The organism is Sinorhizobium sp. 22678 (assembly GCF_052044265.1).
GTDB classification, from domain to species: domain Bacteria; phylum Pseudomonadota; class Alphaproteobacteria; order Rhizobiales; family Rhizobiaceae; genus Sinorhizobium; species Sinorhizobium meliloti_A.
Window position 1 is genome coordinate 20,755 of sequence record NZ_JBQEMS010000037.1, and the last position, 24,515, is coordinate 45,269.

The 24,515-nt window shown below is 60.4% G+C and carries 22 protein-coding genes and 2 pseudogenes; 11 read left to right on the forward strand and 13 right to left on the reverse strand.

Annotation, left to right across the window (positions count from 1 at the left end; translation table 11 throughout):
* Positions 1–3: 3 nt before the first annotated feature.
* From ACTJKL_RS30275 to ACTJKL_RS30285, 3 genes are all read right to left on the reverse strand, one after another.
* Positions 4–792: an ATP-binding cassette domain-containing protein gene (locus tag ACTJKL_RS30275; protein WP_440854612.1), complete on the reverse strand. Its 789-nt coding sequence runs from the start codon at positions 790–792 to the stop codon at positions 4–6.
* Positions 792–1,913, reverse strand: coding sequence for an ABC transporter permease (locus ACTJKL_RS30280; RefSeq protein ID WP_440854613.1), 1,122 nt, complete (start codon positions 1,911–1,913; stop codon positions 792–794). Before ACTJKL_RS30280 ends, ACTJKL_RS30275 begins: the two co-directional genes overlap by 1 nt.
* Before the next feature lie 129 nt (positions 1,914–2,042).
* Complete coding sequence (locus ACTJKL_RS30285) at positions 2,043–2,993, reverse strand: sugar ABC transporter substrate-binding protein (protein WP_440854614.1); 951 nt, start codon at positions 2,991–2,993, stop codon at positions 2,043–2,045.
* Between the two features lie 182 nt (positions 2,994–3,175).
* On the opposite strand from ACTJKL_RS30285, the gene ACTJKL_RS30290 reads away from it, so the two are divergent.
* On the forward strand, positions 3,176–4,171 hold the full coding sequence (locus tag ACTJKL_RS30290) for a LacI family DNA-binding transcriptional regulator (RefSeq protein WP_069456430.1): 996 nt from the start codon (positions 3,176–3,178) through the stop codon (positions 4,169–4,171).
* Between the two features lie 84 nt (positions 4,172–4,255).
* On the forward strand, positions 4,256–5,170 hold the full coding sequence (iolE, locus tag ACTJKL_RS30295) for a myo-inosose-2 dehydratase (RefSeq protein ID WP_440854615.1): 915 nt from the start codon (positions 4,256–4,258) through the stop codon (positions 5,168–5,170).
* 97 nt (positions 5,171–5,267) lie between these two features.
* Here iolE and ACTJKL_RS30300 read toward each other — a convergent pair whose 3' ends face one another.
* The 10 genes from ACTJKL_RS30300 to ACTJKL_RS30345 all read right to left on the reverse strand — a co-directional run bounded on the left by ACTJKL_RS30300 (position 5,268) and on the right by ACTJKL_RS30345 (position 16,095).
* On the reverse strand, positions 5,268–6,413 hold the full coding sequence (locus tag ACTJKL_RS30300; RefSeq protein WP_440854616.1) for an alpha-hydroxy acid oxidase: 1,146 nt from the start codon (positions 6,411–6,413) through the stop codon (positions 5,268–5,270).
* A gap of 1 nt (position 6,414) precedes the next feature.
* Positions 6,415–7,635 (reverse strand): hypothetical protein, encoded by a 1,221-nt coding sequence (locus tag ACTJKL_RS30305; RefSeq protein WP_440854628.1) that lies wholly within the window; start codon positions 7,633–7,635, stop codon positions 6,415–6,417.
* A 112-nt stretch (positions 7,636–7,747) separates the two neighbouring features.
* Positions 7,748–8,479, reverse strand: coding sequence for a histidine utilization transcriptional repressor HutC (gene hutC / locus ACTJKL_RS30310; RefSeq protein WP_440854617.1), 732 nt, complete (start codon positions 8,477–8,479; stop codon positions 7,748–7,750).
* A gap of 63 nt (positions 8,480–8,542) precedes the next feature.
* Positions 8,543–9,556 carry a zinc-dependent alcohol dehydrogenase gene (locus ACTJKL_RS30315; RefSeq protein WP_440854618.1) on the reverse strand — a complete coding sequence of 338 codons (1,014 nt, stop codon included), beginning with the start codon at positions 9,554–9,556 and terminating at the stop codon, positions 8,543–8,545.
* Between the two features lie 3 nt (positions 9,557–9,559).
* A complete protein-coding gene (hisD, locus tag ACTJKL_RS30320) occupies positions 9,560–10,888 on the reverse strand; it encodes a histidinol dehydrogenase (RefSeq protein WP_440854619.1) in 1,329 nt (442 codons plus the stop codon).
* A gap of 39 nt (positions 10,889–10,927) precedes the next feature.
* Positions 10,928–11,728: an ABC transporter permease gene (locus tag ACTJKL_RS30325; protein WP_100674383.1), complete on the reverse strand. Its 801-nt coding sequence runs from the start codon at positions 11,726–11,728 to the stop codon at positions 10,928–10,930.
* Positions 11,725–12,669, reverse strand: coding sequence for an ABC transporter permease (locus ACTJKL_RS30330; RefSeq protein WP_440854620.1), 945 nt, complete (start codon positions 12,667–12,669; stop codon positions 11,725–11,727). Before ACTJKL_RS30330 ends, ACTJKL_RS30325 begins: the two co-directional genes overlap by 4 nt.
* Before the next feature lie 68 nt (positions 12,670–12,737).
* The gene (locus ACTJKL_RS30335; protein WP_100674381.1) at positions 12,738–13,853 is read right to left on the reverse strand and encodes an ABC transporter substrate-binding protein; all 1,116 of its coding nucleotides are present in this window, start codon (positions 13,851–13,853) and stop codon (positions 12,738–12,740) included.
* 33 nt (positions 13,854–13,886) lie between these two features.
* Complete coding sequence (locus ACTJKL_RS30340) at positions 13,887–15,020, reverse strand: ABC transporter ATP-binding protein (protein WP_440854621.1); 1,134 nt, start codon at positions 15,018–15,020, stop codon at positions 13,887–13,889.
* A gap of 307 nt (positions 15,021–15,327) precedes the next feature.
* The gene (locus ACTJKL_RS30345) at positions 15,328–16,095 is read right to left on the reverse strand and encodes an SDR family NAD(P)-dependent oxidoreductase (protein WP_440854622.1); all 768 of its coding nucleotides are present in this window, start codon (positions 16,093–16,095) and stop codon (positions 15,328–15,330) included.
* Positions 16,096–16,223: 128 nt separating this feature from the next.
* On the opposite strand from ACTJKL_RS30345, the gene ACTJKL_RS30350 reads away from it, so the two are divergent.
* From ACTJKL_RS30350 to tnpB, 9 genes and pseudogenes are all read left to right on the forward strand, one after another.
* Positions 16,224–17,381: a histidinol-phosphate transaminase gene (locus tag ACTJKL_RS30350; protein ID WP_440854623.1), complete on the forward strand. Its 1,158-nt coding sequence runs from the start codon at positions 16,224–16,226 to the stop codon at positions 17,379–17,381.
* 415 nt (positions 17,382–17,796) lie between these two features.
* Entirely contained in the window at positions 17,797–18,381 is a 585-nt protein-coding gene (locus ACTJKL_RS30355) for a tyrosine phosphatase family protein (RefSeq protein WP_411927392.1), read from the forward strand.
* An 806-nt stretch (positions 18,382–19,187) separates the two neighbouring features.
* Positions 19,188–19,322: a hypothetical protein gene (locus tag ACTJKL_RS30360; protein ID WP_018099206.1), complete on the forward strand. Its 135-nt coding sequence runs from the start codon at positions 19,188–19,190 to the stop codon at positions 19,320–19,322.
* A 157-nt stretch (positions 19,323–19,479) separates the two neighbouring features.
* On the forward strand, positions 19,480–19,848 hold the full coding sequence (locus ACTJKL_RS30365; protein WP_018099207.1) for a lysozyme inhibitor LprI family protein: 369 nt from the start codon (positions 19,480–19,482) through the stop codon (positions 19,846–19,848).
* 380 nt (positions 19,849–20,228) lie between these two features.
* Positions 20,229–20,477, forward strand: a pseudogene (locus tag ACTJKL_RS30370) (class II aldolase); the annotation flags it as partial.
* Positions 20,478–21,388: 911 nt separating this feature from the next.
* Positions 21,389–22,306, forward strand: a complete 918-nt coding sequence (locus ACTJKL_RS30375; protein WP_440854629.1) for a nucleotidyltransferase and HEPN domain-containing protein — start codon at positions 21,389–21,391, stop codon at positions 22,304–22,306.
* A gap of 145 nt (positions 22,307–22,451) precedes the next feature.
* Positions 22,452–22,620, forward strand: a pseudogene (locus ACTJKL_RS30380) (capsular polysaccharide export protein, LipB/KpsS family); the annotation flags it as partial.
* A gap of 869 nt (positions 22,621–23,489) precedes the next feature.
* Positions 23,490–23,960, forward strand: coding sequence for an IS66-like element accessory protein TnpA (gene tnpA, locus ACTJKL_RS30385; protein ID WP_440854624.1), 471 nt, complete (start codon positions 23,490–23,492; stop codon positions 23,958–23,960).
* Positions 23,957–24,313, forward strand: a complete 357-nt coding sequence (tnpB, locus tag ACTJKL_RS30390; RefSeq protein ID WP_440854625.1) for an IS66 family insertion sequence element accessory protein TnpB — start codon at positions 23,957–23,959, stop codon at positions 24,311–24,313. The genes tnpA and tnpB overlap by 4 nt, the downstream gene beginning before the upstream one ends.
* Positions 24,314–24,515: the final 202 nt, after the last annotated feature.

Consider the following 24,515-nt stretch of genomic DNA (forward strand, 5'->3'; position numbering starts at 1 on the left):
CGATCAGATCGTTCCGCCGAGCTCTTCCGACAGAGACTGCAGCTCCTTCCCGCCGGCCATCAGGTTTTGCAGTTCGTCGATGCCAATCTCGTTCTTTGCATAGGTTCCAAGCGTCTTGCCGCGATTGAGCACGGTGAAGCGGTTGCCGACGGCATAGGCGTGGCGAACGTTGTGCGTGATGAAGATCACCCCGAGGCCCTTGGCTCGGACCTGGTTGATATACTTCAGCACCATCGACGTCTGGGCGACGCCGAGTGCCGACGTCGGCTCGTCGAGGATCAGCACCTTGGCGCCGAAATAGACCGCGCGGGCGATCGCCACACATTGCCGCTCGCCGCCTGACAACGTGCCAACCGCCTGCTGCGGGTCGCGGACATCGATGCCGATCTTGTGCATCTCGTCGCGAGTCACGTTGTCGGCCTCATCCATGTCCATGCGCTTGAAGGGGCCAAAGCCGGTCAACGGTTCCCGCCCCATGAAGAAGTTGCGGGTCACCGACATCAGCGGGATCATCGCAAGATCCTGGTAGACCGTGGCAATGCCGGCATCGAGTGCGTCGCGAGGGCCGGAAAACACTCGAGGCTGACCCTCGACCAGGAAATCGCCCGAGGTCGGCTTGTGCACGCCGGCAAGTGCGTTGATCAGGGTCGATTTGCCCGCACCATTGTCGCCGAGCAGGCATAGAACCTCGTTGCGGTACACGTTCATGGACACGCCGTTGAGGGCGATGACGGAACCGAAATGCTTGACGAGGTTCCTGACCTCGACGAGGGGCGTCTGAGATGTGCTCATCAGCGTTCCCCCGTGACGCGTTTGCGGATGACGTTGTTGAAGACGACGGCGGTCAGCAGCATGCCGCCGAGGAAAACGAGGTACCAATCCTGGTCGATCGACGTGTAGGTCAGGCCGATTAGCACCATGCCGAAGACGATGGATCCAAAGAACGCGCCGATGGCGGAGCCGTAGCCGCCGGTCAGCAAGCAGCCGCCGATGACAGCCGCGATAATCGCCTCAAATTCTTTCTGAAAGCCGCGGCGGGCGTCCGTCGAGCCGGCATCGAGCACGGTGAGGATGGCGACCAGCGTGGCGCAAAGGGCGGTGACGACGAAGAGCGTTGTTTTGACTCTCGCCACCGGCACACCCGACTTGCGCGCAGCGCGCGGATCGCCACCGGATGCGAAGATCCAGTTGCCGAAGCGCGTTCTCAACAGAACCCAGGTGGCAAGGAGCGCGATGGCAATGAACCACAGGATCTCGACCGGGATGCCGGGCACCCTCGGTGCGCCGTTCGGGAAGGTGTCGATAATGCCGACCTCAGCAAGCCAGGTGAACAATCCGGGGAAGGCATCTCCTGAGAACAGGCGGGCAAGCGGGCTGCCGGCCACTGCTTCCTTCATGCCGCGAAGCTGGGTCGCGCCGCCGCTCGCCCACTTCAGGCCGACCAGCGTCAGGCCGCGCAGGATGAAGAGGAAGGCCAGCGTCACGATGAAGGACGGAAGGCCGGTGCGCATGGTGAGCTGAGCGTTGGTGATGCCGATGAATGCGGCAAAGGCGATGGCGACGAGAATGGCGACGCTGAGCGGCACCTGCCAGACGACCAGCGCCGTGCCGAAGACCAGCCCGGCAAAGGCGACCATCGAGCCGATCGAAAGGTCGAATTCGCCGCCGATCATCAAGAGGGCTGCGCCGATGGCGAGAATGCCGAGCTGGGCGGCCGGGGCCATGAAGTTCATCACACCCGCCAACGTGAACATGGCGGGATTGGCGGTGAGAAGGAAGAAGATCGTCACGAGCACCAGACCGGCTACAGCGCCGAGTTCGGGACGCCGTAGAATTGCGGTCAATGTCGAAACCTTTTTCAGCCGCTCATCGGATCTGGCTACAGACCCGTTCTGTTCGTTGGCTAGCGTCATGGTTCGTTCCTAAAATCTGGGTCGTTGTCCGTTCGCGCGACGACCGCCCGCGAATCGAAGTGTCGCGTTGGCCAAATGCGCGGCGACAGGGGCAGCCCCCGTTCAGGACGGGGGCTGCCAGGCTCCGCCTTAGCGGATACCCTGGGAGGATTTCTCGATTACTTGCGCAGCCGTCTCGGCGGTCACGAAGCTCGGACCAGACGCCACGTTGCCGGCCGGGATCGTTCCGTAACGCGCATTGAGCGCCAGGAAAGTCACCGGCAGATAGCCCTGCAGAAAAGGCTGCTGATCGACCGCAAACAGCGCCTTACCGTCGACCACGGACTGAAGGAAGCTCGCTGAGAGGTCATAGGAGGCGACCTTCACCTTGTCGCCGGCACCCATCTTCTCCACCACCGCCACGGCCCGCTCGCCGACGAGCGGAGCCGAAAGGCCGAGCACGACATCGATCGACGGGTCGGACGTCAGCGCCGCCTGGATCTTCGATTCGATCTCGGCGGGATCGGAGGTCGTCGGCAGCACCGTGACCTTGCCACCCTCGAAGCCCTGCTCCGTACCGGCACAACGCTGGTCGAGAGCGGCGTTGCCGACTTCCTGGTTGACGCAGAGGACGTGCTTGAGGCCGAGCGACTTCAACTTCTCGCCGACCTTGACACCAGCCGGCGTCTCATCCTGGCCGACATGCAGCTTGATGCCGAGTTTTTCGGCTGCGGAGATGCCGGAGTTCATCGATATGACCGGAATGCCGGCGGCGACGGCCTTCTCGATCGCCGGGCCAAGCGCATCCGGGTCCGGGTTCGAAATGACGATGCCGGCAGGGCTCTGGTTTACGGCAGCTTCGATGAGCTGAGCCATCGCCACCATGTCGAAGGTCTCCGGCGCGCGGTAATCGACCTGGACGTTGCTGTCCTTACCGGCTTGCATGATGCCGTTCTTCACGATCGACCAGAAAGGGTCGGATGCCTGCCCGTGCGTCACGGCGATTATGGTGGGCTCCTGAGCTTTCGCGCTCACGGCCGCCGAGGTGGCGACGCCGAGTACGACCGCGCCGAATGCGAGCTTCTTCAAAAGGGATTTCATTTGCTCCTCCTCATTCGCCGTCCACTCCACAGGATGGCGAGAAAAACGAATGCTACCGGGTGCATTTCTGTTTGCTACCGGGTGCAAACAGGTGCATGTTATCCTCGGATGCCGTAAAAGCAAGCATTCATTTCATCCGAATCAAAAAATGGAATATCCGTTCCATTTCACAGGGAGGCTCTATGCGCAAGCGGGCGACGGCGAGGGAAGTGGCGGATGCCGCCGGTGTCTCGAAGTGGACGGTCATACGGGCTTTCACTCCGGGCGCATCTATCGCGGAGGAAAGCAAACGCAAAGTCCTCGAAGCGGCTGCGGCGCTCAACTACACTCCGAACCTGCTTGCCCGCAGCCTCGCGACCAACTCCACCCATCAGGTGGCTGTGTTCGTCGATGATTTCGCCAATCCTCAGAAATTGCCGTTCCTGGAGACATTGACCGAACGACTGCAGGCCGAGGGGCTGGTCGCCGTGCTCATCAATATCAACACGCACTTCGACCATGTGCACGCACTGCTCCACGCAGACCAGCGCCAGGTCGATGCCGTCATCCTGTTCGGAACGGCATTTCGCAGCGAGACACTGAACGATCTGCAATTCGGCCGGGGGACGCCACCCATGTTCGTGCTGGCGAGAGACAGTCAGATCGAAGGCGTGCCGGCGGTCACATGCGATGCCGAACTGGCGCTGCGGGAGATCGTCGATCATCTCTTCGAAAGAGGATACCGGCGTCCCGGCTTTATGACGGGAGCGACCGTCCTGTCGACGGCGCTGAGACGCCGGCAGCATTTCGTCGATTTCTGGGGGGAGAAGGGCGTGGACGACGTCGCGGTGTTCTCGGCTGAGAAATACAGCGCCGAAGCCGGAGCCGAAGCCGTCCGCGGCTATCTCAAGGAGACCGACCCCGCGGACCGAGTCGACGTCCTGATGTGCGAAAACGACATCTTGGCGCTCGGAGCGATGGATGAGATCCGCGACCGTTTTGGCTTGCGCGTCCCGGAAGACATGGCCGTCGTCGGCTTTGACAACTACGAGCTCTGTGGGTCGTCCGCCTACAGCCTCACTACCTACGAGCAGCCCCGCGACGAAATGGTTGAGGTGATCGTCGGGATTATCACGGGACGGCTGGAGCCCGAGACCGTGACACTGCCGGGCACCCTTGTCGTGCGCAATTCCACATAAGCGGGAGTCATCCGCGAGACCGTTATTTCTCGAATACGGGGAGCGCCCCACCGCTCAAAGAATCCAGCCCATGCGGAGAACAATATGATCCCTCGAAAAGCCATTGCCTTGCCCGCCGGCGTGCGTCTTGCCGTCAGTCCGCTGTCCTGGACCAATGACGTGCTTGAGGACCTTGGCGCCGACATCTCGCTCGAGAGATGCCTGAGCGACGCAGCCGAGACCGGTTACCAAGGCGTCGAACTCGGACGGAAATTCCCACGAGATGCCGCAACATTGCGACCGCTTCTTGCGAGCCATGGCCTCGCCTTGGCGTCCGGCTGGCATTCGGGAGAACTGGCTGAACGCGGCGTCGGCGAAGAAATGAAAGCCGTTGCCCGCCATGCCGAACTTCTGCGCGAGATGGAGTGCAAGGTCATGGTCTATGGCGAGGTCGCGATGATGACACCGGGATCGCCGCTCGATGCACCGATGTCTGAGCGCTTGACTATGCCGAAGACGGAGGTAGTCGCCTATGCCGCCCGGCTCACCGAGTTCGCCAAGCGTCTGGCGGGCGAGTACGATCTCAAACTTGCCTATCACCATCACCTGATGATGGTGGCAGAGACATTCGATGAGATTTCGGACATTTTTGGCAGAACGGGGGAGCAAGCCGGCCTGCTTCTCGACACTGGACATGCTGTCGCCGGCGGCTTTGATTATACCCGCTTGATCGAGCGCTTCGGGGATCGCATCGTCCACATCCATCTGAAGGACGTCCGTGGCCCGGTGCTCCAAAACGTTCGGGCGTGTGACCTGAGCTTCAATGTCGGCGTGCGAAGCGGCATGTTCACTGTGCCCGGCGACGGCGTTGTCCATTTCGACCCGATTGCCCGGTTTGTCCGGGAAAATGGCTACCGCGGGTGGCTGGTGGTCGAAGCCGAGCAAGACCCTGCACTAGCCCCGTCGCGGCTGGCCGTCGCCCGCGCTTTCGACCATATCCGGGGCGTCTTTACTGGCTGAACGCATCTTGCCTATGGTGGGGGTTCGTCTCGGCGGCCCGACGACGGCATCCGGCGCTTTCTGCCGTTCGTCGCCGGCAAGCTGCGCAGCTCTCCCGTCATAATTTCGAGACGGCTTCCGCGCCGAGAGCCTTGAGCTGCTCGATCGAGGCAATCCCCATCAATGCAAGGCTGATCGAAATCTCCCGCTCGAGGATGGCAATCACCTCGGCCACACCCGCCTGCCCCGCGGCCGAGAGGCCATAAGTATAAGCTCGGCCAAGCATCACGCCGTCTGCGCCGAGTGCGATCGCCTTGATGACGTCCGCGCCCCGGAGGATACCGCCGTCAAGCATAAGGCAGAAGTCGATTCCGACGGCGGCGCGAATGCTGGGCAGGGCGCGGATCGTGCTCGGGGCACCGTCGAGTTGACGTCCGCCGTGGTTGGAAATCACCACCCCATCGCAACCGAGATCGCGAGCGCGTACGGCATCAGCGGGCGTGAGAACGCCTTTAATTACGAGCTTGCCCGTCCAGCGTTCGCGTAGCGAGGCGATGTCCTTCCACGACAGCGTCTTGTCAATTCGGCGCGAGAGATTGGCCGCCTGCTCCAGCGCGCCGCGACCGAATTCCGGCCGGTGCTCGATTGCCCTGACCGACGGCATGCCGGCAAGGGCCACCTGTGCGAGCCAGCGCGGCTTCAGCGCGAGGCGGGCGAAGAGGTCCGGCGTCACCCGCGTCAGCGACCGGAAGCCGTTTCGCACGTCCCGTTCGCGAATGCCCGTGATGGCTGTGTCCACCGTTACGAACAGGGTATCGACGCCGGCGTGTTCTGCCGCTTGTAGCAATTCCTCGCAGAGCGAGCGATCCTCCAGCACATAGAGCTGGAAATGCAGCGGCCCGTCCGTGACGGTGCGAAGGTCGGCTAGTGAAGCGATGGAAAAGGTTGATAGGCAGAAGGGGATGCCCGCGGCATGCGCCGCCTGCGCGGCCTTGACCTCGCCCTTGCCGGCATAAAGGCCGAGGAAGCCGACCGGCCCAAGCATGAACGGCAGGGGATAACGTTGCCCAAGATAAGCCGTGGAAAGGTCCTGCGGCTGCGGCTCGACTAGTACCTTCTGGCGCAGGGTTATGCGTGAGAAGTCCGAGCGATTCGCCCGCATCGTCTCCTCCTCGAAGGAGCCGCCGTCTATATAGTCGAAGAAGATCTTCGGCAGCCGCCGTCGGGCGAGATCGCGAAAGTCGTGTATGTTGACCGGCGCCATGTCAGCCGTTGTCCGGATCGATTGTGTCGATGAATTTTGAAATTAAATCGTGTCCCGCAGCCGGCTCGCTTCCGGCCATCACCGCGACGGAGAAGCCTATCAGGGAGGAAGTCGTGTTATGGGTCGTAGCGCCGGCCCGCAGGTTCATCACCAACGTCGGGCAGAGGAAAAGGCCAAGCCGGATGACCCGGCGCCAGTCGGCCGGAAGCATGCCCCGCGCCTTCAGTTCGTGGAGCAGTGGACGCCATAGTGCCTCTGCCTTCACGTCGAGTAGCGCCCGCCTGGCGGGACTTGGCATGAAGTCGGTCGTTACGCGGAGCAGACTACCATCGAGCATTACGCTTGCCTTGTAGTGCTCAGCTGCCATCGCAGGATCGTAGAGCCACAGCGGATGGGCGAGGGTGTTATGGAAGGTCGTCTTCACTTCGGCGAGCAATGTCGGGATGTTCTCGCCGGCAAAGGCGGGATCGAAAAAAGACAAGCGTGCCCTGTCATCGCGCTCCTCGTACCAGACATTCGCGTTGTGGGCATCTCCATGCGCGACCACTCCCCCGGCATCGGTCAGCCGCGAGGGGTTCAGCCGCTCATGCGCGGCATCGAAGAGAGCACCGAGGCTGTCGCGGTATTCGATGCCGTTCACCACAAACCGGCAGCGCGAAAGCGTCTCCCAATCGATCGTTAGGTTCGGAAAGGTAAAGTCCTTGCCGACATAGAAGCTCGCCATTCGCCCGCCCGGAAAGGTTCCTGCCGACGGGTCGATGAGCCGTTCGTAAAATAGCCGGTGGATCGGCTCGGCCGCAACCTCTCCAGCATTCACCGGATGCAGCGTATCGAGATAGACCTGAAGCACGGCTTCGCTCAGCCTCCGTTCGGCCTCAACAGCCCTTTCCCTCGCGGCAGCATCGTCATTCAGATCCAGCGCTCGCAGCACATCGGAAAAGCGCGGATCAGTGCGTCGGCGATAGACGAGGATCTGTTCGCCCGGAAGAGTCGACATCAGCAATGGCTGATCTACGGGAAGTCCCGCGCGGGCCAGGATGTCGGCGCGGTAATATTCGCCGCTCATGGCCTCCTCGCCTTCTTCCTGATGGAACTTGAAAAAGAACGCGCCATCTTCGGTATCGAAGAATCCATTGAGTGAATTGAGACTATACTGGTCGTGATTGATCGCGACGTTCTTTGCCTCGATCCTGAAAAGGTCGCGCAGCAGCTCGGCAAGCAACTGTTCCGCCATGCCGTCTCCGGCTTTGGCGATTTTCCTGATTTGCGCGGTGCGGCTCGTGGCCTGGCTCATAGCGTTCTTTCCGAATGGGTCTTTTTGATAGGAACGGCGGTCACTTGCCGCCGTGCAGATAGCGGCTGCCGAGCGAATAACGGCTGCCGACATAGGTGAAGGTATTGACAGTTGCGACGACCGGTCCTGTCCAGGTCTTGCGGTGCAGGACCAGGCAGCAGTCACCCGGGCGAATGTTCAGCAGGCGAGCCTGGTCAGCACTGGCCGGCAGAGCGCTGATGAGGTGCTCCACCTCGGTCAGCGGCGTTGCGTTCTGTAGGTAGTCATAAGTGGCGACTGCGGCAAAGTCCTGGTCGACATAGCCGGAAACGAGGTTGGGATTGACGTAGCGCTCCTCGAGCTGGACCGGCAGGTCGTTCTCGAAATGAATGACGACGGAATGGTCCACGGGCTTCACCGCCTCAAACTCGAAGGCGAGCAGAAGCTCTGGTTCCGGTCGTGCGATGCGCTCGAGCACGAACACCTCGGCCCGGTGCCGGCTACCGCGCGCTCTGATCTCGGAAATGATGTTGCTGATCTCGATCAACGTCGACTGCGGCCGCGGCGGAGCGACAAAGGTGCCGACGCCCTGAATGCGGCGCAGATGCCCCTCCGAAGTGAGTTCCCGCAGCGCCCGGTGAACGGTCATACGGGACACGCCGAGTGCCAAGACGAGCTCGTTTTCGGACGGAAGCCGGCTGTTGCGGGCCCACTTGCCGCTGCCGATGTTGCCAAGGACGAAGTCCTTCACCTTCGCGTAGAGCGGCGATGCAGAATCTGAAAGCGTATTCATGGTTCACTGCCTCCACCGCCGCCTCGGATGAGCCGGCATCCGGAATGACATGACGGACCGGACTTAGTCCGCCACCTCGATGATCGTCTTGAGTGCCTTGCTGTCGCCCCGCAGCAGCCTTTCGTAAGCCTCGGGCACATCGTCGAGCGCCGGCAGCACCTCGATGAAGCATTGCAGCGCGGGTGCGAGATCGACGAGTAGCCCGACGCTCTCGGGCAACTCGTCTGCAAAGGCATGGCAGCCGACGAGTGACATCTCCCTCTCCACCAGGATGTTCGGGTCGAAATCGAGCTTGCCGTGGCCAATGCCGACGAGCGCCAGCGCACCGCCGCCCGACAGGATGTCGAGAGCCCGGGCGATCGCCTGAATGCTGCCGGTGGCATCCAGCGCATAGCGCACCCTTCCGCCGGAAAGTGCTTCTTCGATCGCCGCCCTGTCGAGAGCAACGACCGCGCCGCCAGTCACCTCGGCGACAAGAGCGGCTTTGTCGGCGTTCACATCGGCCAGCAGCAGCGGACCGGCGTGCAACCGGGAGAGAAGAAGGGCGCTCAACCCGCCGATCGTGCCGCAGCCGATGACGAGAACTGGTTCGCCGGCCGGAATGGCGAGGCGACGCACGGCATGCAAGGCGACCGCCATCGGTTCGGCCATAGCGGCAACATGGGGCGAAAGCTCAGGATCGTGGCGCACGACCAGTCGGGCTGGCAATTGCACCGCCTCGGCAAAACCACCGTCACAGATCTCGCCGACGAAACCTAAGGCCTCGCAGACATTTTTGCGGCCGCTCGTGCAAGCCGGGCAGTTGCCGCACCACATGCGCGAGTCGGCAGAGACGACGTCTCCCCGCACCACGTGACTGACGCCCTCTCCGATCGCAGTCACGCGACCGCAGAATTCATGGCCTGCCGTGGCGGGCCGGCGCGAGATCCATTGGCCGGTACGGTAGTTGTGAAGGTCGGAACCGCAGATGCCAGCAGCCCTTACTTCAAGGTTAACGAAGCCTGGCGGCGGAGCCGACAGTTCGGCGACCTCCTCCACCCGCAAGTCTTTGGCGTCGTAGAGCCGCACAGCCTTCATAGTTCAGGCGCCCTGCTTCAGATAGCGATCCCGCACCGGCGACACGGCAAGCGCATGCGAGGAGAAACCCTCGTAGATCGCCAGATTGTGGGAATGCTTTGCGAATTCCGGATAGGCCGGTGCCGTGACATAGCCGATTGAGCTGCGCTTGACGAAATCACTGACCGACAGCGGGCCGAACGTTCGGGCCCAGCGGCTGGTCGGCAATACGGCGTTCGGCCCAAGCGAAAAGTTGGCGATGCTGACCGGAGTATGGGGACCCATCAGGATTTCGGACGCTTCAGTGATGTGGCCGAGATGAATGAAGGGCTCTTCTGAGAGAAGCTCCAGATGCTCCGGCGCATAGGCGTTTACGAACTCGTAGCTTTCCTCGATGGAAGTGGTGAGAACGATGCCGCCGGTCTTTCCGCTCAGCACGGCCGTTGAGAAGGCGACGCGCTGTTCGGTCATCTTCGCCCAGTGTTCTGGAAGGGCTGCGAGCGCCTCCTCGGCGACGCGGCGGCTGTGGGTAACGAGATAGGCAGAGGAATCCGGGCCATGTTCCGCCTCGATCAGCAGGTCGAGCGCGGCAAGACCGCCATGGACCGTATCATCGGCGAGGATCATCACTTCGGACGGACCGGCGGGAAGACCGGTATCGATGACGCCGGAGAGCAAGCGCTTGGCGGCGACCACCCAAGGGCTGCCGGGACCGACGATCTTCAGCGCCGGCTTGATGGTTTCGGTGCCATAGGCGACGGCAGCAACGGCCTGCGCGCCGCCCACCTTGTAGACGGTTTCGACACCGGCGAGGCGTGCGGCAACCAGCGTCGCAGCATCGACGGAACCGTCCGGTGCCGGCGGCGTGACGATGGCCAGATTGGAGACGCCCGCAACAACGGCCGGGACCGATGTCATCATAGTCACCGACGGGAAGGAACCTTTGCCGCGCGGTACGTAGAGCGCGACCGACTGAATGGGTGTAAAGCGGTCTCCGGCAAATGCGCCGGGACGGATCTCCTTCAGCCACATGGCTTCAGGCTTCTGCTCCTCATGGAATTTGCGGATGTTGTCTATGCCGAATTGAACGGATTCGATCACGCTTGCATCGACCAGCTTGAAGGCCGCATCGAACTCGGCCGCGGTAACCTTCAGATTGGCTTCCGTGACGTCGGCCTTGTCGAGTTCGCGTCCAAATCGTGCAAGCGCCCTGTCACCCTCGGTGCGGACGGCTTCCAGGATCGGCGCGACCTTCTCGATGAAGGCCGATATGTCGGCTTCCGAACGGCGCAGCAGGGCGGCCTTTTCTTCGAGGTTCAGCTTGGAATATTCGTAGAAAGACACGTTGGTCATCGTCTTGTCCTTGTATCTAGCCCTCGCAGGGCCGAAGGGTCATTTCGATTTCAGGAAGATGTCGAGACCGACGAGCCGGTCGAGCAGCGCGATCGCAACACCCGCGCAGGCGATGAACACCACGGAGATGGCGGCCAGGTCGGGCGTGATGATCGAGCGGATGGAATTGTAGATCTGCACCGGCAGCGTCACGCTTCGAGCGTCGACCAGCAGGAGGCTGACCAGAAACTCGTTGAGCGCGAGGATGAACATCAGCAGCGATCCCGTGATCACGCCCGGTAAGACCGCAGGCAGCGTGATGTAGAGGAAGCGTTGCAGCGGCGGCGCTCCGCAATTGGCTGCAGCCAGTTCCAGGTCGGGCGATAGATTGCTGGCACTGGCCGTCACAGCCCAGACCATGAAGGGCAGGTTAATGACGGAGCAGGCGATACCCACCGGCCACAATCGCCCGAGAACGCCTATGTTGCCGAGAACCAGCATCATGCCGATGCCGGAACCGATCAGCGGGATGGTGAACGGCAACAGCAGATAGATCTGGATCGATCGCGCAAACCGCACCCGATATTTGGCCAACGCGATGCCGGCGAGCGTGCCGACCGGGATCGAGACCACGGTGCATATCGTGGCGACGATCAGCGAACGCAGGAACGCCTGCCTGAGGTCACTTGCCTGAGCGATCGCCCCGTACCATTTCAGCGATAGGCCGTCCGGCGGAAAGGTGATGATGTTTCCGGCCGTAAACGAGGCTCCGAGCACCACGACGGTGGGCGCAGACAACATCACAAGCGCAGTAGCAACGAAAGCCCATAGCACGAAGGATTTACTTTTGCTGCCCGTCATTTACGTTCTCCTGTCATGGCGAGCGTGCCTGCGCCGAATACCATGAAAACGACGCCGACGAGCATGGACCCGACCGCAACGAGCATCATTGACAGCGTAGCACCCATGCCCTGATCGGAGGTGCGGAAGAACTGGTCGTAGATCGCGTTGGCGATAAAGTCCTGCGTGCCGCCGCCGAGGATGGCGGGGATAGCGAAGTCGGTGAGCGACAGTGTCATCACGACCAGGCCGGCCCCCACGAGCCCCGGTCGGGAAAGCGGCAGAACGATGTGGCGAAAGGTGCGGGTCCAGCCCGCGCCGAGCGAGGCCGCTGCCGCCTCGAGGTCGCTGGGGATCGCGGTCAGAGCCGGTGCGAGCATCAGCACCGCGAAAGGCAGCATGTACTGAATGAGGCCGAACAGTACCGCAGGGTAGTTGTAGAGCAGCCGTATCGGCTGGACGCCTACGAGACCGAGCGCCTCGTTGACCATGCCCTGATTGCCGAGAATGATGAGCCAGCCATAGGCGCGCACAACCTGTCCGATGAAGAAGGGCAAAAACAACGCAACCAGCAGAAACTTGCGAAGCGTGGACGAGGGCGTGCGCACCATGAGATAAGCATATGGAAACGCGAAGACCAGCGTGATCACGGTCACGATCATCGAACCAATCAGGCTACGGCCTGCCACGGTCGCAAAGAAGCTCTCGGTCAGAACACGCTGATAATTGGTGAGCGTATAGCTTTCCGACATCAGGAAGGTATTGGTATCGAGCGTTCTCAGGCTCGTGTCGCCAATCTGGACGAGGCCGAGCACAAGCAGCCCCACGAGCACAATCGCGGGCATCAGCATGAGATAAGGTAAGCCTCGCTGGAAGCTCGAGGGCCAGACGAAAGCCGCAAGGCGTTCGAGCATATCCATGACGCGCCACGTCAGGGGATATGCGGCACGGGAAGCGCGCATGGCATCGATCCTGTTTCACGAGAGAACGTTGCCCGCCGTGAGAAGGGACGCGGCGGGCACACGAGGCATCAGCCCTGCATGATTTCCTTGAACTTGGCGAACCACTGGCTTTCGTTCTCGACCTGTACCTTGGACGAGATACGGATCAAGTGTTTGAAGTCCTCTTCCGTGGTCGGGTAGGACGGATCGCCCACGAGATCGGCCGGCGGAGTGATGCCGGGGATGACGCCGGGAAGGCCGAGACCGTCGAGCCAGATCTGCTGTGCTTCCTTGGTCAGGGCGTGATCGATGTACTTCTTGGCCCAGTAAAGCTCATTTTCGGGCAGACCCTTCGGGATCCAAAGGCCGTCGGTGTCGAACTTTGCGCCTTCCTCCGGCACGACCCAGGCGATCTCGATGCCGTTCTTCTTGGCTTCGCGCGCATTGGTCGAGATGGTGCAGGCGGCGTCGATCTCGCCCTTCTGGAACCAGGTGGTAAAATCCGGGTCCTCGCCGAGCAGGGGCTGCTGCTCCTTGATCTTCGAGATGAAATCCCAGGCCGGCTGCATGTTGGCCGGAATGTCCTCGAGCTTACCGCCGCCGGCGACCTGGGCCGGGAAGTGGAAGCCGATGCCGTCGTTATACAGCGCGATACGACCCTTGAGCTTGGGGTCGAGAAGATCCTTCCAGGACTTTGGTGCGCCGTTCGGGAAGGCCGACGGGCGATAGGCGAGCACGTAAACATAGCCGTAGGTATTGACGATCGGATAGCCGTCGAGACCGACCGGCTTCGCAAGATCCGTGGCGTTCTTGAGATTCGGCAGGTCCGACAGGTCCTCGGTGACCCCGCGCAGCGCCGACTTTGTCGCGTTCGTGGTCGTATCCCAGTTGATGTGGATCGGCGGGACACGCTTCTGGGCAACAGCGGCCCAGACCTTCGGCTGGATCTCGTTGTCCTCAGTCAGATCGTGACGGACGGCAATCCCGGTCATCTTGGTAAAGCTGTCGGACACGCCAGCCTTGAGCGCATCGACCCAGCTGCCGCCCCAGGCGCGAACGATGATCTCGGCCGGCTTTTCCGGCTCTTGGGCAAAGGCGCGACTGGCGCCGAGCGTCGAGAGGCCCGCCGAGGCGCCGGCCGCGGCGATCGACGCAAGCAGCGTCCGGCGGCGGATCTGCGCGGACAGAAATTTTTCATGCGGCATTAGACATTCTCCTCTGGCTGGACCTTCTCGGGGTCATTTTTGAAAGACATGCATATCCCTGGCATTCCAGCCGAGACGAACCTCGTCGCCCGGACCGAACTGCAAGTGAGATTCTGGATCGTGGTCGAAGACCCGCATCAGCACGCCGGCCAGCCTCGGAACCTGAATTTCGTAAACGACGCGTTCGCCTTCGAAAATGCAATCGACGACCTGGCCGTCGACCACCGTTTCGAGTCCCTCGAGCAGCCTGTCCTTCGGCGCGATGCGGATCTGTTCCGCACGAACAGCGCCGCTGCAGGATATGCCGGTCGCAAGGGCAGCATCGGCAGGGATCCCGACGAGACGCACACCGTTGGCTTCGAACACGGCTCGCGCCGAAGTAAGTTCGACAACGTTGCCTTCAATGAAATTGGTCACGCCGATGAAGTTTGCGACGAAAGCATTCGACGGCGTGCGATACGCATCGACCGGCCGGGCCTTTTGCTGAATGGAGCCGCCATCCATGACGATGACCTCGTCGGAAACCACCAGCGCCTCTCGCTGGTCGTGAGTGACATTGATCGTGGTGACGCCGAGCTCTTTTTGGATGCGGCGAAACTCGAGCTGCATCTCCTCGCGCAGCTTGCGATCGAGCGCAGCAAGCGGTTCGTCAAGCAGAAGCAGGTCCGGCTCGAACACCAACGCACGGGCGATAGCGACACGCTGCTGCTGACCGCCGGACAACTCATTGATCCGACGGCCGCCATAGCCGCCGAGGCGCACGAGATCGAGATAGCGCGCGACCTTTTCCGGGATCGTGCGGGCGTCATGGCGTCGCATCTTGAGCGGAAAGGCGACGTTTTCGGCCGCCGTCATATGAGGAAAAAGTGCGAGCTTTTGGAACACCATACCGATGGCGCGCTTGTGCGCCGGCACGGCACTGACCGGCCGCCCATTGATGAAGATCTCACCGTGGGTCGGCCGGTCGAAACCGGCGATCATGCGCAGCAGTGTCGTCTTACCGGATCCGGACGGGCCGAGAATGGTCAGGAACCGCCCCTTCGGGAGGTCGAATGAGGCATTCCTGACAGCGTGAACATCGCCGAAAGCCATGCCGACGTCCTTGACGGAAACAGCGACCGGATTAACGGATCCGGTCGGACGGAGACCAGCAGCAACAACGCCCATTGAATTCCCCTGTCTTGCTCCAACCGATGAGGCCGCGGCGAAGCTTTATTCTATTCGACCCGGCGGGAAAGGCGCTCCACCGGCCCTTACGTCTAGTTGTCTATACATATTAGTACAAGTATCGTCAACTGACATTGCGCATTTTTTGCACTGCAATTCCATATGCCGATTATTTGTGCACATGCGAAAGGAAGGCGCAAAGCCGCTGACAGTTTGGCTAGCGATGGACAGAATGACAAGCAGTCAAGACGGGTCCGTCACACAGTTTGCACCCCACACGGAGCATTCATGCAGGCTCGCGCACGGATCAGATGGAGGCGAGATAGCCGCCGTCGACAGGAATACAATGCCCCGTGATATAGGCAGCCGCATCGCTGCAGAGGAAAACCGCGACACCGCCGATGTCGCTTTCCTTGCCGAAGCGCCGCTGAGGGATTTTTTCCAGCATGCGGGATTGCCAATCCTCGTCCTCGTAGAAGCCCTCAGTCATGGCGGTGCGGAAATAGCCGGGCGCTATGGCGTTGACCCGGATGTTGTGCGTTGCCCACTCGGTTGCCAGGGCACGCGTTACGCCGAGTAAGCCCGACTTCGAGGCGCCGTAGGGTACCGCCGTCGGAATGCCGACATAGGACGTCAGGGAGCAGAGATTGACGATTGCTCCGCCGTTTGCGTCCGCCATGATCCGGCCCGCCGCCTGGGCACAGAAAAAGGCGCCCTTCAGATTGGTCGAGACGATCGCTTCCCAGAGCGCCTCGTCTACTTCGAAGGAAGGCCGGACATTCTCGAACCCGGCATTGTTGACCAGGATGTCGAGACCGCCCAAACCCTCAGCCGCTGCTCTCGTGACGCTTGCGCAAGCCTCAACGTCGCGCACGTCCTGGGCAAGCGCCACCGCGCGGCTGCCGGCCTTTTCGATCAGGGCCTGGGTCTCAGCCAAGCCCTCTACCGTTCGCGCGGTCACCGCCACGTGCGCACCGGCCTCGGCCAGAGCGAAAGCGATAGACTGCCCTATGCCGCGGCTTGCTCCCGTAACGAGCGCGCGGCGGCCGGAAAGGTCGAAGATCGGGCGGGTCATGACGGCTCCTGTCCTGGTTCCAACCTGGATGACATCATTATCTCGACAACATGTCTATACATATATACAGATCATGAATCCCGGCTTATGAATAGCACATAGCAAGGGTACCCCATGGAGACGGTAAAATGGCAAACCCATCAACCCCCATACGGAAAGAAATTCGCTCGATCGCCCCCTATAATGCCGGCCTGACGCTCGAAGAGGTGCGGGCGAAGTACCATGTCGACGAAGTCGCCAAGCTCGGCTCCAACGAGAACCCTCTCGGCCCCTCGCCCGCCTTGCGCGGCCTTTTTCCCGACATCGGCGAACTAGCCCGGCTTTATCCCGATCCGCAGGGCCGCGCGCTCTGCGCCCGCCTGGCTGCCAGCTTCGATGTCGAGAACAATCAGGTTATCCTCGGCAACGGCTCGGAAGATCTGATCGCCGTGATTTGCCGCTCGGTGGTGCGTGCGGGCGACACTGTGGTGACGCTCTATCCATCCTTCCCCCTGCATGAAGACTATACGACCCTGATGGGCGGAAAAGTCGATCGCGTCACCGTGGCACCGGACCTCACCGTCGACATGGACGCGCTTCTCGCCGCAATTGCCCGCAAGCCGCGTATGCTGATGTTCTCGAACCCGATGAACCCGGTCGGCTCATGGCTGACACCGCGCCAACTGGAAAAGGTTATCGCCGCGCTCGATCCGGAAACGCTCATCGTGGTGGACGAGGCCTATGCGGAATATGCAGCCGGCGACGACTATCCAAGTGCGGCCGAAGTGCTGAAGGCGACGGGCTTGAACTGGGTCGTGCTACGTACCTTCTCGAAAGCCTACGGACTGGCAGGCCTGCGCATCGGCTATGGTATTGTCAGCGACGGCAGCCTTTGCGATTTTTTCAATCGTGCGCGCACTCCGTTCAACACCAATGCGATCGCCCAGGTATCCGCCCTCGCCGCCTTTGATGACGCCAATCACCTTACCCGTTCCGTCGAGCTTGCTCTGGTCGAACGTGAGCGGATGAAGAAAGAGCTCACGACGATGGGCTACCGGATTGCACCATCGAAATGCAATTTTCTGTTCTTCGACGCACGCACAGAGGCAACCCGTATGGCCGAAGCACTGCTCCGGCGAGGCGTCATCGTCAAACCGTGGAAACAACCCGGCTTCGAGACGTATATTCGCGTCAGCATCGGCTCACCTGCGGAAAACGATCACTTCATCGACGCGTTGAAGAAGGCCGAGGCCGCCGAGGCAGGCGTGAAGCGGAAGGCAGGCGCAGCTTGTCGTGCGGACAAGTGATTCGAACCTTTGTTGGCTTTCGCTCATGCCACATTTCGCGTGCGGTGCGTTCAACCTCCCTGCCATATCTCCGCGCGGCCAGTTTCTTGAGCGTGGCCGCGACGAGTTTTGGCTGGCAGTTCTGATCGCTGTGGCGCGGCGACATGCCGAGGGAGGCTGGCCACAGCCTGCACCGCCTAAAAATGGCGCGCGTTTCTGGCCGACCATTTCGGCAAGTCCGGTCCTTATTTCTAAACGTCGCCGCGACATTAACGAGCGACAGGTCCGGCCGGACTGGATGCGCAAAACAGATCAGAAGTGAGGATTTGGATCCCGCCTACCGCGGCCGCCCAAACCGATGTATGTGACATTCGTTAGCTTGTCGCTCAGGAGCGCGATAGCGCTGATAGGCCGCGGAAAACGGGATTGAACGGATATGGATGTCATTTTCACACCGGAGTTGACCGTTTGCGGGATTGAGGAACTGCCGGGCCAGAGCACACGCAACGTCACCCATGTCCTCTCGCTGATCGATCCCGAATATCCCGAGTTGGACGCCTTCCAGACCTACGGCAAACACCACCGCACCACGCTACGCTTCCACGACATCATTGCGGAGGCGCCTGGGCGGGTGATGCCCCATCCGGACCATGTGGCCGAGATCCTCCGCTTCGGAACGGATTTTCAGTCAAGGCAGGATGCAAATGGCTCAAGCCATCTGCTCGTCCATTGCCATATGGGCGTGTCGCGCTCGACGGCCGCCATGCTGTCACTGATGGCGCAGGCGAACCCAGATGAGTCTGCCGAGGACCTGTTTGCCCGTTTGATCGTGATCCGGCCGCAAGCATGGCCGAATTCGCAGATGATCCGTTTCGCCGACGAGCAACTTGGACGCAAAGGCGACCTAACAGCAGCGCTCGGCCGCCATTATGGCCGGCAAATCAAAAGCCGACCGCAGTTCACCGAGTGGATGACAACACTGGGGCGACAGGCCGAGTTGCAAATGGCGGTTCTGAACTGACAGCACATGCGGGGCCACTGGGAACAAGTTAGAGGTTGGAAGGAGCCTTCCTGCGGTTTTCCGGTGTTCCCAGTGAGGTACGGCTGGATAATGCAAGCCGCTGGTTGAGTACTACGACGCAGTTACGCGGGAGGTGCGCTTCACTGCGCGGCTATCTTGCCTCTCATAGAGGCGCGGAACGACGAAACCGAGCTACAGCCTGTTTTTGAGAGCGGTGAACCTCCCCCCTCCCCGCAGCACCGTGATGACCTGGGATGCAGCAGCTGGCCCGCCAGGGCCATGGAAGGTGGAATGAGCGTACCAGGCGCAGACGCTTCAGCGTCGAAGCCCGTTCGCGCGCAACTTGACCGGTTAACAGCGCAGCCGCAGGAGGCTTAGCATAGCGCCCCCCGAAGGGCGGAAGCCGGGACCGACTGCGCCCGGCAAGTTGCTCCGTCTCCTCCGAGCTCATTGGCTAGGCTTTGCGTTCAATTGGGCGCTGTGAAATAGCCGTGAACAGGACGTGAGCATGGCTAAACCCACCCATGGATGGCCATGACCGAGAGGCCAATCGTGGCTTGCCGAGCGCACCAACGCCGTTGATTGGCAGATCGGCAGCAAGGCCCGCCTTTACCGACGCAAAGAAGTTCTGTGTCAGACGTGAACCTTGGATCCCGGTTAACACAGTCGTGATGCGGAGCCGTCCTGATCTTTCTCGGGAAGGAATGACCAGGCACGAGCCCCGATCTTCACGAACAACTGTCCGCCTTCCCGATCTTCGGGAGGCATTGCCTCGAATTGCTCACATTCGAAACTGCTAATAATGCATGGACAAAGCCGGCGTCGCCTTCCTCGTACTCATCTGCATCCTCGTCGCTCTCGTGGTGAGCATCCTGGGATTCGTCCCAGAAGAGGTGCCAACCGATGTACCGGAGGTGACCCCTCCGACGCCCCCGAGATGAACTAGCTTTCAGGGATGCATGGATCACTCCACTTTGGCGGTTACTCCGGCGGGAGACGGATAAATTCGGCCACTTGATTTGACTAAACTCCTGCGCGAACGTCTTATTCTAGTCACCATCGGTGGCTGCTACAACTGTCGAACGGGAGGAGCTTGCAATGCGTATCCTATTGATCCCCGCCGTGATGCTTATCGGCTCGTTTGGAACTGTTGCTGTCGCAGCCGAAGGCGACGAGGCGTTCGCTACGGCTGACAAGGAACTGAATTCGACGTTCAAGGACATCGAGGCACGCATTGGCGACGATGCAGGCACGAAAAAGCTGCTTGTCTCCGCCCAAAAGGCGTGGATTTCCTTCCGCGACAACGAGTGTGCATTTCAGACATCAGCCAGTGCGGACGGTAGCGCCTACCCTATGCTCGTTGCTGCCTGCAGAACCGAACTGACGACAGATAGAACGAAGGCGCTGAAGGCTTACCTCAATTGCCAGGAAGGCGATCTTTCCTGCCCGGTACCGTCCGGGCAATAACGTTTAATAGGCGACCACCCTACGGCATAGTCGGCGGTCATTGGGTGGTTGCGCGTGAGCGTTTGTAGGCGCGCAATCGAACCCGGTCTTTCGTGGTTATGAGCCACGCGGCTTACCAGTTGCCCTGCCTGCGTTCAAAATTCGGCAATATGCGGCTACGGCGGGAGGTGGTGAACTCCTCCTCAGGGCCCGGCGAGTGTTCCTCTAATCGAGGTCCGCTATCACAACACCCTGCAAATCACCGATGATTGCAAAGAGCCTGGACTAAGCGACGCTATCGACTGTTCAAGCGGAACTTCGACGCGAGACAAGCCCTGAAAGCGTTTCCACAAGGGTCGTACCTGCTGGTGACGTCGAGAACGGTCGCGAGCATGCCACCGACCCGCGCCAACGAGCAGAAACGGATACTGGACGACTATCCACGGGTGGTTCTGGTGCTTGGCAAAGGCATGTTCGCAATCGGCGCGAATGCCAAGGCGGCCAAAATCGGCGGAGATCTCTGCGAACAGGCTGCGCGGGTAATCAACGCCGCGCAAGCCTATGGCTGTTTCACCCCGATCAGCGAGGCAGATCTCTTCGACATGGAGTACTGGTCGCTAGAGCAGGCCAAATTGAAAATAGCAGTATAGCATAGGGCCGCACCAATCTTCCGGCGAAAAGTGGCACGATTGATGTTCTCGCCTCCCCGGAAGGGATCGACTGCTCCGTCCTCCCTTCAGCACCGATCGCATGCTTCAAGCCATTATGCCTTATACAGCCTGGCGCGGTACGACGAAACCGAGCTCCAACCGTTGCGAAAGCAGTGAACCTGCCCCTCCCCGCAGCACCGTGATGACCTGGGATGCAGCAGCTAGCCCGCCAGGGTCATGGCAAGTGAAATGAGCGTACCAGGCGCAGACGCCGGTTAACAGCGCAGCCGCAGGAGGCATAGCATAGATGGGGTAATCGGCTTCGTGCCCCATCTTCGCCGACCGGAAGGAAGGTGCTGCGCTCCGAGCTGATGATAAAACGTGGTCTGTTCGTAACAGCCACAAGCATCAGAAAGAGGAAGCGCAGCCATGCAACATTACGCCGGCCTCGACCCGCCGATTAGAGAAGCGCCGCCCGAAGGGCCGGAAGCCGGGACCGACTGCGCCCGGCAAGTTGCTCCGCTTGGCGGCCCAGGTCCACCCCGTCTAAGCGGCACTTGCAACGTGTATAATGATCGTAGCGGTCGACATTCGTTCCCGCTTGTTCAAGACGCTATGACCCAAGCGGCGATCGTCGCCCTTGGCTCGGCTTCAGTTCGGGTGCGCGAAATGACGCGTCCCACTCGGGCGCAACGCCCGAGGCTAAGCTGACACTTCTTGTCTGCCATCCAAGAATCAGAAGACGTCCAAGAACAGCATCGCTGCATCGCCGCGATCGCCAGGTGGGTTCAACCTCTCGCATGGCCAACACGATTTTACGGGTATGCACAAGAGTGACCGCGATCTACAGTAGTCGCGATTCATTTAGTGGTTTCAAGGGAATGGCCGAAGAGAAACGCGCACAATCGTCGATGAGATCGAGTCTCGAACACCTGCCGGAGAAAAAGCAGCGCGAGCTCGCCCGTATTGTCGAGGTCATTCACGAGGAGTTTGAAGACGCACTGAAGGGCGGGACGAGCGAATTCAAGAAGCGCGGTCGTATTCTCAAAATCATTCTTTTTGGCTCTTACGCCCGCGGGACTTGGGTCGACGAGCCACACACGAAGAAAGGCTACAAATCCGATTACGACCTCTTGGTCGTGGTAAATGACCGGCGGCTGACGGATTTTGCCACCTACTGGTCAAAGGCGCAGGATCGTCTGTTGCATCTGTCGGAGGTTCAAACGCCGGTGAGCCTCATTGTTCATTCGCGCCGGGAGGTGAACACGGCCTTATACGAAGGACAATATTTCTTCGTTGATATCCGGCGCGATGGCATTGTGCTCTACGAACTGGACGACGAGCCGCTGGCGGAACCGAAACCACTGTCTTCCACCCATGCCCTTAGGGTCGCACGGGAGCACACAAATCTCCATATACCGGAAATTGGCGACCTAATCGCTGGCTGTAGATTCTACCTAGCGAAAGGAAATCATCGCCGTGCAGCATTTGAGCTCCATCAAGCTGTCGAAACGGCCTACTCCTGCTTACTCCTAACGCTGACGAACTACAGTCCGCCATCGCACAACCTCAAATTCCTGCGCGGCCTGGCCGAGGATCACGATCGCCGGCTCATCGAGGTATGGCCTCGTGAACAGCACCACTTCACGACCTGGTACAACATCCTCAACGAAGCCTATGTAAAAGCACGCTATTCGAAGCACTTCGAGATAACCGAGGAGGCGCTTAGCTGGCTTCTCGACCGAACGGAACACCTCCTCCGCCTCGTCGAGATGATTTGCACCGAACGACTCGGAGAGCTTGAACGGGCGACCGTCCGCGAGCAATAATTTGTGACAGCAATCGCATGAGACTGGCGGACCGATTGCAGCGCATGTAGATGGCAGTCTTGCTTTCCTGGAACCAATGCACCGATGGCGGTGACGCGACGCCCAACAGACGACTTCGCCCCTATTTTCTCCGCTCCCAGGACGGTTTCCTTCGGCCAGGCCGAAGGCCAGCCGCACGCCTCCGCTCTCCCTGGCGCCGCAGGGCGCTCGATTTCGATTGCCGACATCGCTCAGACCTCGAAGAGCTGCTGAAGTACTACGACTTCGAAGCAGATACGGCACGGATGGCGCGAGCGCGTGCCGGCATCGCGCTTGAGGTGGGCCTAATGGGCGTTTGTCACTGTCTGCTGCTCGGGCCAACCATGGGCTTTCGGAGCGTCAGACGAACGCTCCGTCAGTAGGGTGAGACCTCCTCGGTCTACAGAGAAGTGGATTGTGAACAAGTACGTTGGTTGCAAACAATGGGTTTTCCGGCTTGCGACCTCCAGCTTTCTCCAGCTTATGGCCCGGGAACTGCTGAAATGATCAGAACGGGAAAAATGACTGCCTCCGCCCCCCCGCACAGAGTATCTCCACTTGCCGTTTGATCCTGCTAGCTACGGTGACTTCTCAGTACTCTATCAGGAGACGCAGCTTAAAGTTCGATTCGCCTACTTCGAAGATGGCGAGGATCGCGTGGGTGATATTCTATTTGGTCTACGCTTGAAATATCGCGTGGACGGACTGCTGAACACTAACGCGGATATCGGATACAATTTCATTTAAATTGCGGATGATTTCGAGTACGCAGTGTAGCATCTGACGCTCTACGTATTCATGTTGGGTTGGCGCGACTTCCAGTTAACTTTCACAGAAAATACTTACACCTCTGTCAGTAGAGGACTGCACTCTTGGGCAATACCTGCCCAAGTCATACGAACTGGCGAGCTACGGGCTGCTCTACGCCGATATAGACTCCGTGAAGTGGCAGGCCCGCGCATGATATTGATGGAGCTGGCGCCGCCTGCTTCTCTCGCTCAATGGAAAAGCGCTTTTCCGGAAATTGGAAGGTAGGGAACTCAATGGTAGGCGCCTGCATCCACCTTGTTTCGTGCGTTCGAGAGTGAGCGCGACGAACAGCCCACCTTTTCTTTGCTGATTGAGACCGCGAGATAAGGTCCTTCATCTGCAGGAGTGGAACGGGATGGTTGGAGATCGCGCTGGCGCCATGCTTGGAGTCATGGATGAAGCCATGGATGAAGCCAGGCATGATGGAGTCTACCGGCGGATCGAGGTGATCACCGGGCGACGCCAGCGGCGGAATTGGACCGACGAGGAGAAGGCGCGGATCCTTGCTGAAAGCGCAGAACCCGACGTGAACATCTCGGCCGTCGCCCGGCGCTGGGGCGTCAACCGTGGTTTGCTGAATGTCTGGCGCCGCCAAGCCGGGCTGACCGCTCGACGATCCGCGCAAGCCTGCGCGCAGCAGGCCATGTTCGTGCCGGTGACCGTCGTTGGAGAACGAGCGCCTCCCCAGAGCGCGTCGTCGGATATCGCTTCCGTTGCTTCCGGCCGAATTGAGATCGAGATTGCCGGAGCACGCATGACCGTGATCGGCTCGGTGGCGCCTGAGTTGGCGCAGGCGATCGTGGCAGCGTTGCGAGCACGCCGGTGATCGGACTTCCGCCGAATGGCGTGAAGATCATGGTGGCGACGCAGCCTGTCGACTTCCGGCGCGGCATGAATGGCCTTGTTGCGCTGGTGGCGTCAGCGCTTTCGGCTGATCCCTACTGTGGTGACGTGTTTGTGTTCCGCGCCAAGCGGTGCGATCGCCTGCGCTGCATTTATTGGGACGGGTCGGGCATGATCCTAGCGACGAAGTGGCTTGAGGCGGGCAAGTTCGTTTGGCCACCGATCCGCGATGGCGCGATGCAGATGAGTAGCCAAGAGTTCTCGCTTTTGCTGGCCGGTATCGACTGGACTCGGGTTAAACGGAACGTCGTAAAGCGGTCGACGAAAGTGGGCTGATCCTATTGGATTTGCTTGAAGATTCAGGATCATGTGCTAGGGTCAGTCATGCCGCTTCGACCCGACCCTTTACCTCAGGATGGCGCCCAATTGAGCCGGATCATTCTCTCGCTCGATGCGGAGAATGCCGACCTCAAGGCGCGCGTTGCCTTCCTGGAGGGTCAGCTCTTTGGGCCGAAGTCGGAGAAAATGACGGCGATCG